Below are 12,209 nucleotides of genomic sequence, written 5' to 3'. Positions count from 1 at the left end.
ATTATTCAAATAACTTATATTGGTTAGAAAAATTATCTTCAATTCCAGTCATACAATTACCTAGATCTATTTGGGTATAGTTTCTCAGAGGTAGATTATGAATAATAGAAAATAGGTAGGATAATTTAAACCTCTTTCCTTCCACGTTAAAATCAAATGAATCATTTTCTGAATCTAGTAAAATTATTGCCCCTTGAGAAATTGCCTTTTCAATCAAATCAGCGATACCTGGATAACTATCCACCGTTTTTCTATCAACCACAAACGTTCCTTTAGGATCCATTTTAAAATTGTTTCCTAGGATTTCCCCTCCGAAATAACTAGCTATTCTTTCTATTAAACTTGTAATGGTTAAATCATTATTACCCACAGGTATATTAGCAATAACATTATGAAACTTTTTGGCAATAGCCATTAATTGAGAATATTGTTCACTTTTTGTAATCTGTTCCTCTTTATTCTTATTTTTGAATTGGCTCATAAATCCTATTAACCATCTTGGATTTCCATCAAAAATCTTTGTCAACACTTCAATTCCGAAATATAATTCACTGGCCTTCTTTCTACTTCTTAAATTTACTTCAATACCATCATTATTGTCAATAAAGGCATTTCTAAAATAGACTATAGGTTTAATTTTTCTAAAAAGAATGTCTTTATTATTACTACTTGTAGGAAGCAATCTATTTACATCAATTTTCTTCTTTAATAGGAAGTCCCTAAATGATTTATCTTTTTCCAATAATTCTATCATTTGTTTGTGAAATGTACTTCCCTCTTCATATGAATCAGAGTTCTTATTATATATTTCATTGGAACCAAAGACCTTTTCAATATCTGTGCTTTGTGAGAAAAAAGAACAAATCAGTTTTTTGGTAAAATCTTCTGTATCACCAGAAGACCACATTTTAATCATTTGCAAATCATTACCTGAGGTTGGTCCATATTCTTTTCTAATAGACTTTTCCAGGTCTGAAGGTAAAATAGGACTAGCACTTAACTTGTACAAAACAAACTGTTTTCTACTACGTAACGATGTAAATAACTTTTCTTGTAACCAAATTGGAGCAAACTCGAGTTCATCAAAACATAGCGCCCATTTTTTTTCTCCTTCCAATTGAAAAATTCTCTCAAATTTAGGTAAAATCTGCTCCAAGGAGCTTTCAAAGTTTAAATTGAAATATTGTTTATCCGGTATTGTCTCACCAGGGGTAAAATTAAAAATCACCTCTTGAATTATCTGGTTCACTTCATCCACACGATCATTCAAGGCCTCTTTAACAAACTTTAATTTGGGTATTGTTGGCCCTAATTTCCACGATTCAATTAAAATTTCACTTAACTCTATTTCCTTTTGTTCATCTATATTTTCAATTTCAAAAGTCAAAATATTTAAAAACGTATCACACAAAGAAGTAAATACATTACTGTTAACTGCAAAATGTGAGATTTTATCGGAGAACGTTCCATATTTTTCTAACTGAGATCCATATGTCTGATTTTTAACATTCCAATATATATCTGTGGATATGTAAATACTATAAAAAGGCATATTTTTCAAAATATCCTTTGCTCTTTCATCCTTCCAATTATAAAGAGCTGGTAACGTAAGCATTTTCATTAACGTCGTTTTTCCACAGCCTCTAGCCCCTAGAATTATTGAATGATTATTTTGAATCAATTTGCCAAAATTCTCTGACCATATAAAGGTCTGAGCCACATCTTTTGGCGCAAGATGTCTTGCATTAAACGTTGTATGCAAAGATTCTTGACTCATTACTTTTCAATTTTAACATTACTAATAATATCTGGATTTTCTGACAACTTCCCTGAAAGTAATAATTTATCCTTCTTAAGCATCTCCTCCAGAGCGATTGATTCTGATGGTATTAGGAATTTGATATCTGGAATTTTTTCAATGACATCTTTCCAGTCTACAATTTTTCTCTTCCCCACTATTGAGCTTATTTTACTCTTTAAATCGGTGATTTCTCCTCTAAAACCAAATCCTGTGTTTGCGTGAAATCCATTATCATCATTATTAACTTGCCAACCTCTTTTTGGAATAAAAGTCCAAGTTTTAATACTCCCGTTACACCTCTTTTCATCTTTAAATATTTGGATTGTATGAAAAGTATTTCTTTGTGAAGTCCAACTTAAATTGGTAGTAGCAGAAAAGCTTCCTGACGAAAATATTGGGAGTCTATTATTATTTTCAAGGCAATTATAATATCTTAAAAATGGATCATGCTTATGGCCATGAATAAATAAATCAAATTCATGTTTGCCTAGAACTTCCACTAGATCACTACCATTTATAATTATATCATCTTCACCTAGATCTAATCGCGAATGATTAACAGGATGATGGTGAGCCAAGGCAATTGAAATTTTATTGTTGCCATTTTTTGTCATATACTGATCTACATAGTCTATCAAATCCTTGCCAACCTTGCCCTTTCCCGCTGATATCCTATTATGATGGTAATGCGAGCTATTCAAAACTAAAATTCGAAAGCCTTGCCTTTCCAGAAAAACGCAGCCTTTAGACCAAAATGTATCACATTCCTGTTCATTTCCTATTGGAAAACCTTTCCTAATTCCTTTGGCTATATCCAAACTATAATTACTAAAGGAATCGTACGCATCTACATCATGGTTGCCTAAAGTTGCAACTATTTCATTGGATTTCAATTCCCTACTTATTTCCAACGAAAAATCCCAACCTGAAATAAATCCTTGAACATCTGATTTATTAGTAAAATCTCCAGGACAGACAGTCATGTCTGCCTTTATACCTTCATTTCTAATCAGTCTCAAAATACTCTCTACAGGATGATTATTTATATCCGTTCTCAAAAGATCAGTAGTAAGGTAAGTTTCATTACAATTCTTACTGCTATGATAACAATGCAGATCACTTATTATCGCCAGACTTAAGGAATTCATTTTCATTACTAAATAACTGTATTGCAGATAACCAACTCGTTGTACATTCCTCTTGTCTTATTTCTACCCCCAACTTTACTGTATCTTGAACGCTTAAAGATTTTTCCTGTATCATTATAAAGTTCCAAAATTGAAGAATGACAAGCATTAGTTAAAATGAAATAAGCCTTTCTTCTAATTATTTCGCTTATAAATGTCTTTAAACGGAGTTGATCCTCCCATGAAAATAATTTTTGATTATATTCAATAAAACCATTTTTTTCATGTGCCACGGTATATGGTGGATCAAGAAAAACCAAATCTCCTTCTTTAATGTTTTCAAGAGAACATTCAAAATCACATGGCCTTAAAAGTACATTTTGAAGTACATTGCTTACACTTAATAAGTTTTCCTCTGTGACTATATCAACATTAACCCTACGACCATATGGAACATTATATTCACCTCGTGGGTTTACCCTATAAATACCATTGAAAGAACATCGATTTAAATAGATAAACTTAGCTGCTTTAGCTTGTGGCTCAATGAAATGAGTACCTCTAATTTTATAATAATCCTCTTTTGTGTTCCTTAATTTTTTAAGAGCTTGAATTACCAACTCAGGGTTGTCCTTGATTTGCTGATAAGTTTCTATCAAATCATTATTTGTGTCGTATAAAAACACTTGGTTCGCTGGTTTTAAATAAAAATAAACGGAACCTCCACCCAAAAAACATTCATGATAAGAATTGAATTCCTTGGGTAAATACTCATCAATACCACTTTTTACAAGCCAAGATTTGGAACCTGTCCATCTCAGAAAAGGTTTACACTCTTCTTTCTTCTGCTGAACAAGAACTTCATTTTTTTCCATAATTCAAAAGTGCATAAATATAGTAATATTTAATTTATACAGAAGAACCCTGGCACTAGATCCTAATTTACTAATTGGTGTTAAATTATAAGATTATCAGTGTTGACCTATTAAAATATGAAATTCATTTACAGTATTTGTACCGACTTTAATTTTACGTTCAAGAATTTGGCTTTGAATATAAATAATTTTACACAAACATGGCAAACATTTGCTTTGGTAAAGGCTTGCCTCCCTCTTATTGACAATCTTTAAAACCCATTAACTCTTATGGTTTAAATTTCATTGAATTTCAGTACTAAAAATACCTAAGAGCAATTATTTTTAAACTACAACTTGTGTTGGTTTAAAAAAAAACATAATTTAGTACCATGAGTACTGACAAAAGAATAAAAATAAACCAATTATTAAGTACGCATGCTCCAGGCGTAGTGTACCTATCTTCCTGGCTGGTACAGCAAGGATACAGCCTTGATCTACAAAAACGCTATCGAAATAGCGATTGGTTTACTTCTATAGGAACGGGGGCCATGATACGTTCCGGTGATAAGGTTGGTTATGAAGGGGCACTCTACGCCCTTCAAAAACAAGCTGGATTATATGTTCATCCAGGGGGTAAGACGGCCTTATCTTTACTAGGTAAATCCCATTACTTGGAACTTTCGGCAAATAAGGTAACACTTTTTGGTGGGCAACAAGAAAAGCTGCCTACCTGGTGCAAACAACATGACTGGGGTGTAAAATTGGATTATCACAGTTCTTCATTTCTACCCGCTAATATAGGCCTTGTTGAACTAGAACTCAAAACGTTCTCAATAAAAGTATCCAGTGCAGCAAGGGCCATGTTAGAGTGTCTTTTTTTAGCACCAAAACATCAAGAATTAATAGAATGTTACCAATTAATGGAGGGGTTAAACAATCTAAGACCAAACCTTGTTCAAGATTTACTGGAAAACTGTACCTCCATCAAGGTAAACCGCCTATTTATGTATCTAGCTGAAAAAGCCAACCATAATTGGGTAAAACACCTGAATATGGATAAAATAAATTTAGGAAGTGGAAAGCGTAGTATTGTAAAGAATGGTGTTTATGACCCAAAATATAAAATAACTGTTCCAGTAGAACTAGCCAATGGAGAATTATAAATCCCAAGTTTTATTGCTGTTGAGCGTATTACCCGAAGTAGCTAAAGAAAATAACTTTGCTCTTCACGGTGGTACTGCTATTAACCTCTTTCTTCGAGATATGCCTCGACTTTCAGTGGATATTGATTTAACCTATATTCCAGTAGAGGATAGGAATACTTCATTAATCCATATTTCAGAAACACTCTCGAGAATCAAATCCAATATTGAAACCATACTTCCAAATGTTCGTATAACACATAAAGAAAAAGAACTCAAGCTTTTAATTACCAATAATCAAGCTCAAATAAAACTGGAAGTAAGCCAAGCGATGCGAGGCGTAATAGCACCTGTTACAGAAACTGGATTGTGCAATAAAGCACAAACGGAGTTTGATGCGTTTTGCTCCATTCATGTGGTACCTATAGGACAACTCTACGGAGGTAAAATCTGCGCCGCACTGGACCGTCAGCACCCGAGGGATTTGTTCGATGTTAAATATCTTTTAGAAAATGAGGGTTTTGCTGATGAAATAAAAAAAGGATTTCTTTTTTGCCTTTTAGCAAGTAAGAGACCTATATATGAAATGTTGTTCCCAAACTTATTGGATCAGCGTTCCGCGATGGCCAATCAATTCGACGGAATGAGCAATGAACCATTTACCTATGATGATTTTGAAGCCACCCGGAATTTACTAATTCAAAACATCCATGAAAGTTTAACTGTTGCCGATAAAGATTTTCTATTGAAATTTGAAAACGTTACTCCTGATTGGAGTCTATACAATTTTAAAGGATTTCCTGCTGTGCAATGGAAATTGCAAAACTTACAAAAACTAAAGAAAATAAACCCTGAAAAACACAGCAAGCTAATCAACCTATTAAAGGATAGATTATAATTGCCTCCTATACAATTAAAATTATTTAATTGTTACAGGCCTCTTACAATTATATTTCAGAAGAATGCATATGTTGAATATTCAAAGTATCTAGTAAAACTAGGGCACCACATACTTCTATTGGTTAAAAACAATAAAAATCTATACCCAAAAGTCTTTACTCTTTAGATAGTTTAAGTCCTTTAAATACTTCCTTTAATAATTCACAAGGATCAATGTCTATTGCCAAGGCAATCAAATAGAGTTCATCGGCCCGAAGTTTAGTAGATTCGTTTGAACTTAATTGGGAAAGCCTAGCCTGACTAATACCTGTCCGTCTTGAGACCATGGCACGATTTACCGATTTTTTGGTTAAAAATAATCCTAGCGGAGTCATAAATCTATTGAATTTGATTACATAAATATACTTTTCTTAATGAAAAATATAGAATATCTAAAGTTTTGTTTGGAATTTTAATAGATTATCTATAGATTTGATTAGATAATCTATAGATATATTAATGATTCTAACACACTATGTATTATGGCCCATGAAATCAGTAAATCAGAACAAAACATAATTAGCAAAGAATACCGCAAGTACAATGAAAATCAAAAACCATCCAAAGAAACCACTATTGTTAAAGAGAGTACTTCCCAAGTGGAATGTCCGGGATCGGAGGAAAAAGACATCTTGAATAAGATAAGCGAATTGGCCAAGGAGCATTTCCATACTATAAAACGCTACCCCTCCAAAAAGGAACTCTATACCGTAAACCTAATCACCGATGGTTATCTGGAAACCTCTTTTATGATTTCCAGTTTGTTAAAGGTATGCATCACTGCTTTGGAAGCGGAACACACCTCCAATAATGTTGTTCCAGAACCCGAACAGAACATTCGCGAAGTACTCGGTTATGTACTCAATATGATACCCTATGAGGAAATGGAATTCCTAGATAAGATCCGGCATATTTTACCAGGTTCGGAGCCTAAATGACAACCTTAAAAAAACAGGCTATGAAAAAGAAAAAACTAAATACCCTGAACGACATTCATAAACTGCACCAAAATCTTATGGGGCTTTTAAAACAGGATCCAAGTAATCCATTAGGAAATCATAAGGTATCCTTAGAGGTAAGGGACAACAATGATCTGCTGTTGATCATAGAGAGCCTTCTGGAGGTATGTGTATTTGCTCTGGACGGGAACGGAATGCTATTGTCCCCAAACAATCAAAATGTAGCCAAACATGACAGTGTTTGCAGGGTATTGGAACTGGTCCTAAATATACTGCCACACAGTCAAATGGATTTTATGGACTACGTAACCGAAAAGCTGAACGGTTTGGATAATACCAATACAAAATCATCTGAATAAATATGAACTATGAACCCAAAAGAAGAAAAACTGATCAATAGCTTAAAACATCAGGCATTGGACCACCACCCTACATTAAAGCCCCACTCCTTCTTTAAAAACAAGTTTGAGGTCAGTCTCTTTTATGTTGACAATCATGTAGATTTGGTGTTGACCGTCCGAGCCATGCTCTACCTGGCCATGAAGACAATCGACCCGGAGCTATGTGATGATATCAACGATAGGTATGAAAAGGAATATATACGTCAGGCACTAACAATTGCCAATAGGTTATTACCGCAAGGGGAAGAGGCACTTTTGGATGATCTAAATCTTTATTATAGAGAAGAGAAATTGAGGGAAGGATTGAAATAACGATCTCAAACATTTATTAAGGATTATTATGTTATTAAAATTGGAGTCGTCTAAAGCTGCTTGTTTAGTTCCGTGAAAGGAGATTAAACGAAACTATTAAAAAGAACGACAAATGGAATTGAAAGCCAATATTTTTAAAGGGAAAAGGGACCCAGACGGTTCCAGTAAACGGACTATCTTTTAATAGTAGTGGAGAATTGTCTATTTTTTGGATAAACAAAATGCAAGGTAATTGTTCACAATCAACCTTTAACTCCCTGTAGGCATTTGCTTTTGCATAATTCATTTTTAATCCTGTGTTTTTGTATTGCCTTATATAAATGACATAAATGGGTTAAATAGTTTTTCTAAAGCCCCAATTTTTTGAATTGAATCTCTAATTGGCCACTAGATGGACTGGAAGCCTTTGCATCTACAATCCTGCCTTCGGGATCTAATAGAATGAACCTTGGAATACCAATTATTTGATAGGATTGTACGAACTCTGACTCCCATGCATTATCGGCGATTAACTGGATGCCTCCTAATTGTTTGTCCCTGACCAATTGTTTCCATTTATCGAAATCTTTCTTTTTGTCAATAGAAATACTAACGAATTCAATATTTTTCTTTTCATAATCACGTTCTAGTTTTTTGAGTGCGGGTATCTCCGCTAAACATGGTTTGCACCATGTGGCCCACAAGTCTATATAGACATGCTTGCCTTTAAAATCCTTAAGTGAAGCACTCCCTCCCGTAAAATTTTCATAATCCACAAATGTCGGTGATAGTTCTCCGGGCAGTAGTTTTTCTATTTTTCTGAAAGTTTCCGAAATTGTTTTTTTATGAAATTCATTAGTGGATAGGGACATAAAACGATCATAATATGTCTTGGCCTCCAGGGAATTGGGCAAATCCATTCTGGCGATTCCATAAAGAAGTGAATTACGAATTGGACCAACTGGAATTTCACTCATTACATTAAAGAAAGCTGATTCTCTATCAAGGTTGTCCCTGTTAACTCTGTCAGTGACCCGGTCATTATAATATTGATCAGTAAGAACAACATAGGCCTGGGAATACTGGAAGTCACTATCGTCCATATAATCAAGTTCTTTCAACTCACTTACTATATCCCCGAATACTAAATCATCCTCATCGGATCCCAGTATATTAACATTGACCTCTGGGTATTGGTCTAGGAGTAGGAGAAAATTATAGTGTATATTAAGTTCTTCTCGTTTTCGTAAATCCTCGGATATACCGGTTAAGGAATTCAGGAGATTTTGATTTGAATTTTTAATGTCAAGGACTTTCTGTCTAAAATCCACTTTATTAAGATTATAGAACGCATCAAAATCTTTCCCCTTAATTTCATCACCTACCTTTTCACACTCTCTTAGGTAATTGTTGATTTCTGATCCCTTTCCAATTATTTCCATAGTACTGGTTGGGCTAGTGGCGTCATAATATATTTGAAGGTTATATCCCTCTTCTAGGCAAATCTGGAATTGACGATTGAAAACATAGGTAACAGGTCCATTGACCTCCAAAGTATCCAAAAAACTGCCGTCATCCTTCAATGAAATTACCTTTTTAAATGATCGGTCTACGCGCGCAACTGTAATTTCCTTTGAACTATTATTCTTAATTGTTCCAGAGATAATGGCATAGTTACCTCCTGACTGTTTTGTACATGACATAACAGTTAAGCTGATTATTAGGAATAATAATCTTGTACTCATAACAACCCACTCATATTAAAAAATGTTAGGTCCATTCTAAATTTATTCATTGTCCTTTAATTGAACACTTTAAGAAAGATACAAAAAAATTTCAGAGTACATCATGCTATTTATTAAGGGTGCATTATGTAAAGAGTATGGTTTATTTATTTTCTAATTAGTTCTGTAAAATGAACGATTATTGAAACTAATTACCCACCAAGTTCTCAGTAAATATCATTTTCTGATGAGTTTAATTAGCTTAAAAAAGCTTTTATAATTATGAATTAAATTGGTCGTTTTTTACCGTAAAGTCAACCCCTTTGCCCCAAATCCTTACCATAACTTAACTGCGCATGGATCCTAATTCGATTTTATAGCGTTCAGGCGGATAAGCGTTAAATAAAATCGAATTAGGGCGCATTGTGCTTTTGTTTCGGAGCACGATGCCAATGCCTTAATTAAATAAATATTCGATAATAAACGTTTGTACACGGTTAATTCAAAACAAGACTTATGGTCATTTTATTATGTTAGAGGCTCAATGTTTGGGTCAGATATTACAACGTTTATAGGCCCTAGAAGGTGTTTTGATGCAATTGACTAAAATCTACTAGACTCAACAGAGCCAAGTCATTTAAGACTAACAATTATTATTAGGATATTATTTACAGTAAAAACTTCAATGACCATAGGTGTTTCAAGCGGATTTACATTAAAAATAGGACAGTGTCTCACATTTTATATGTTAATATAATACTATTAATCAACATTTTAGCGACCGTAACACCGCTTTAGCGTGTTACCCTCTTGCTATTCAAACCTTCTACGCTACGCTACCGGTTTTTGAATACCTTTAATAAAGCAACCAACTCAAGAACTATATAGATTTAGTAGATTCTTTGTTGCTCCTTGTGTTCGAGTACGGACATCAAATTATGCATATCCTCCCCTACTTTCTTTTCGAGGACTCTAGCATAAATTTGTGTGGTGGTAAGTTTCGTATGCCCCAATAATTTGGAAACAGTTTCAATTGGCACACCATTAGAAAGTGTCACAGTTGTGGCAAAAGTATGCCTGGCTGCATGAAAAGTAATATTCTTATGTATACCACAAGCCTTCATTATCACTTTTAAATAACTGTTTATTTTTTGATTACTTAACACCGGAAGTAATTTGCCATTTGAAATACAAGTCATTTCATCCTTATACTTTTCTATAATAGCTAGCGCTTTAGGAAGTAACGGAATTTTTACAATTTCATTCGTCTTTGCCCTTTGGGTATGCAGCCAATATTTACCATCTATACCCATTACCAATTGTTCCTGCATGAGTTCCTTGACATCGATATAAGACAAGCCGGTATAACATGAAAAAATAAACACATTGCGAACTTTCTCATATCCATCCCCTTTAAAAGTAGTCTCTTCAACTAATTGCAACTCCCTTTCAGAAAGATAAGACCTGTTATGCTTATGAAAATTTAGTTTAAATTTTGTGAAAGGATCTTTTTCCAACCATTCCAATTTTAGCGCAAGGTTGATCAACTTCATCAATCTTGCCAGATGTTTCATCGTTCCGTTATTGCTACAGGTACGCCTTTTCTTTTCAGGTCGGTAATTTCTAAGATATTGTTCAAAATCGACTATAAACCGGTAATTCAATTGTATTAAATTAATATCCGTAGTATTGAATTTATCTCTTAAAAACTTTTTCAAATAGCGCTCGGTAGTATAGTAATTTTTCATGGTGCCATATTTCAACACCGAAACCATAGTACTATTATGATACTCCACCAATTCCATCAATGTTTTATGTTGTTCGTCTTGCCCTAAGAACCTTGCTTTTACGGCCTGTGCCGTGATAACCTTTCCTTCTTGAAGCAATTGCCTATGCGCCTCCATAATTTGCACATAAACCTCGTCTAGATAACTATTTAGAAGTCGGGCCTTTTGTGATGTTCCAATAACCCTTCCCTTGGAAACATCCCAAACATTTACCGAGGTGTAGCGTTTTAAACTAATTTCCGCACGCCTTCCATCAATGGTAATCCGGGCATAAATAGTGAGTTTTTCGGGATTATAAGTAATGTCCCGTGTAAAAATAAGTACTGCTAAAGTGCTGTTGCTGCGCATAATACACGTCCTTTAAATTATACAAACCTTGTTTGCTAAGACGACCATAAATAGCCTTTAATGCTACCTAAATTTACAACAACTTGTTTACTATTCCATTAACCGAACTCTACACCATTTACCTTGATATCATATGAAATCAAATGATATCAAAGAAAATCCATAAAAACAAAAAACACTGAAAATCAATTGATTAACAGTGTTTTGCCACCACATGAAAAGTGGTTCGTCGGGATGACAGGATTTGAACCTGCGACCACACGGCCCCCAGCCGTGTACGCTACCGGACTGCGCCACATCCCGAAAATTACTTTTCGTCCAGATATCTTTTGATACCTCTTTTCTTTATCTTTCCTTCCAATTGAATCGCTTCGATCCGATTCTTACAAGGATAAGTATTTATCAAAATCCAAGGCCTGCCCTTGGAGGTATACTTTTTGCCACCATTATTGTGGGTAACAAGCCGTTTTTCTATATTGTTGGTCTGACCCACATAATACCTGTCGGCCGTCTCACTGAACAATATGTAAACTACATAATCCATTATTTCAAGCGACCATCACGCCCGGGGCGTGATACGCTACCGGTCTGTCCCGCACCTTTGCGGGAACTGCGCCACATCCCGAAAATTACTTTTCGTCCAGATATCTTTTGATACCTCTTTTCTTTATCTTTCCTTCCAATTGAATCGCTTCGATCCGATTCCTACATGGATAAGTATTTATCAAAATCCAAGGCCTGCCCTTGGAGGTATACTTTTTGCCACCATTATTGTGGGTAACAAGCCGTTTTTCTATATTGTTGGTCTGACCCACATAATACCTGTCGGCCGT

The 12,209-nt window shown here is 34.5% G+C and carries 13 protein-coding genes and 1 tRNA gene; 5 read left to right on the top strand and 9 right to left on the bottom strand.

All coding sequences use genetic code 11. The annotated features are described in order from the left end of the window. Position 1 precedes the first annotated feature (1 nt). From H4O18_RS06980 to H4O18_RS06970, 3 genes are read right to left on the bottom strand one after another with little or no spacing between them, the layout of a single operon-like run. A complete protein-coding gene (locus H4O18_RS06980; RefSeq protein ID WP_187582821.1) occupies positions 2 to 1,777 on the bottom strand; it encodes an ORC-CDC6 family AAA ATPase in 1,776 nt (591 codons plus the stop codon). Further along, complete coding sequence (locus H4O18_RS06975) at positions 1,777 to 2,949, bottom strand: metallophosphoesterase family protein (RefSeq protein WP_343065424.1); 1,173 nt, start codon at positions 2,947 to 2,949, stop codon at positions 1,777 to 1,779. The genes H4O18_RS06980 and H4O18_RS06975 overlap by 1 nt, the downstream gene beginning before the upstream one ends. An 8-nt stretch (positions 2,950 to 2,957) precedes the next feature. After that, positions 2,958 to 3,803 carry a DNA adenine methylase gene (locus H4O18_RS06970; protein WP_187582817.1) on the bottom strand — a complete coding sequence of 282 codons (846 nt, stop codon included), beginning with the start codon at positions 3,801 to 3,803 and terminating at the stop codon, positions 2,958 to 2,960. Positions 3,804 to 4,174: 371 nt separating this feature from the next. Between H4O18_RS06970 and H4O18_RS06965 the strand changes: the two genes are divergently transcribed. Both H4O18_RS06965 and H4O18_RS06960 read left to right on the top strand, forming a co-directional pair. Then, positions 4,175 to 4,948, top strand: coding sequence for a type IV toxin-antitoxin system AbiEi family antitoxin (locus tag H4O18_RS06965; protein WP_187582815.1), 774 nt, complete (start codon positions 4,175 to 4,177; stop codon positions 4,946 to 4,948). Beyond that, the gene (locus H4O18_RS06960; RefSeq protein ID WP_187582813.1) at positions 4,935 to 5,825 is read left to right on the top strand and encodes a nucleotidyl transferase AbiEii/AbiGii toxin family protein; all 891 of its coding nucleotides are present in this window, start codon (positions 4,935 to 4,937) and stop codon (positions 5,823 to 5,825) included. Before H4O18_RS06965 ends, H4O18_RS06960 begins: the two co-directional genes overlap by 14 nt. A 157-nt stretch (positions 5,826 to 5,982) precedes the next feature. On the opposite strand, the gene H4O18_RS06955 is transcribed toward H4O18_RS06960, so the two are convergent. Next, positions 5,983 to 6,201 (bottom strand): helix-turn-helix domain-containing protein, encoded by a 219-nt coding sequence (locus tag H4O18_RS06955; protein ID WP_187582811.1) that lies wholly within the window; start codon positions 6,199 to 6,201, stop codon positions 5,983 to 5,985. 147 nt (positions 6,202 to 6,348) lie between these two features. Here H4O18_RS06955 and H4O18_RS06950 point away from each other — a divergent pair, with 147 nt between their 5' ends. Genes H4O18_RS06950 through H4O18_RS06940 form a run of 3 tightly spaced genes read left to right on the top strand, consistent with a single transcriptional unit; the run spans position 6,349 to position 7,538 of the window. Further along, on the top strand, positions 6,349 to 6,804 hold the full coding sequence (locus H4O18_RS06950; RefSeq protein WP_187582809.1) for a hypothetical protein: 456 nt from the start codon (positions 6,349 to 6,351) through the stop codon (positions 6,802 to 6,804). A 20-nt stretch (positions 6,805 to 6,824) separates the two neighbouring features. Further along, a complete protein-coding gene (locus H4O18_RS06945) occupies positions 6,825 to 7,184 on the top strand; it encodes a hypothetical protein (RefSeq protein ID WP_187582807.1) in 360 nt (119 codons plus the stop codon). A 9-nt stretch (positions 7,185 to 7,193) separates the two neighbouring features. Further along, complete coding sequence (locus H4O18_RS06940; protein ID WP_187582805.1) at positions 7,194 to 7,538, top strand: hypothetical protein; 345 nt, start codon at positions 7,194 to 7,196, stop codon at positions 7,536 to 7,538. A 347-nt stretch (positions 7,539 to 7,885) separates the two neighbouring features. Here H4O18_RS06940 and H4O18_RS06935 read toward each other — a convergent pair whose 3' ends face one another. From H4O18_RS06935 to H4O18_RS06915, 5 genes are all read right to left on the bottom strand, one after another. Then, positions 7,886 to 9,262, bottom strand: a complete 1,377-nt coding sequence (locus H4O18_RS06935; protein WP_187582803.1) for a TlpA family protein disulfide reductase — start codon at positions 9,260 to 9,262, stop codon at positions 7,886 to 7,888. An 869-nt stretch (positions 9,263 to 10,131) separates the two neighbouring features. Beyond that, positions 10,132 to 11,376, bottom strand: coding sequence for a site-specific integrase (locus H4O18_RS06930; protein WP_187582801.1), 1,245 nt, complete (start codon positions 11,374 to 11,376; stop codon positions 10,132 to 10,134). 229 nt (positions 11,377 to 11,605) lie between these two features. After that, a tRNA-Pro gene (locus H4O18_RS06925) sits at positions 11,606 to 11,679 on the bottom strand. A 4-nt stretch (positions 11,680 to 11,683) separates the two neighbouring features. After that, on the bottom strand, positions 11,684 to 11,920 hold the full coding sequence (locus H4O18_RS06920) for a GIY-YIG nuclease family protein (protein ID WP_187582799.1): 237 nt from the start codon (positions 11,918 to 11,920) through the stop codon (positions 11,684 to 11,686). An 85-nt stretch (positions 11,921 to 12,005) separates the two neighbouring features. After that, positions 12,006 to 12,209: GIY-YIG nuclease family protein (locus H4O18_RS06915; RefSeq protein ID WP_187582797.1), on the bottom strand; the 204-nt coding region annotated here is incomplete at its 5' end.

It is taken from the genome of Arenibacter arenosicollis, from assembly GCF_014397245.1.
Lineage (GTDB): Bacteria > Bacteroidota > Bacteroidia > Flavobacteriales > Flavobacteriaceae > Arenibacter > Arenibacter arenosicollis.
The sequence above is the reverse complement of the archived record's forward strand: the minus strand, read 5'-3'. Positions and strand labels throughout refer to the sequence as shown.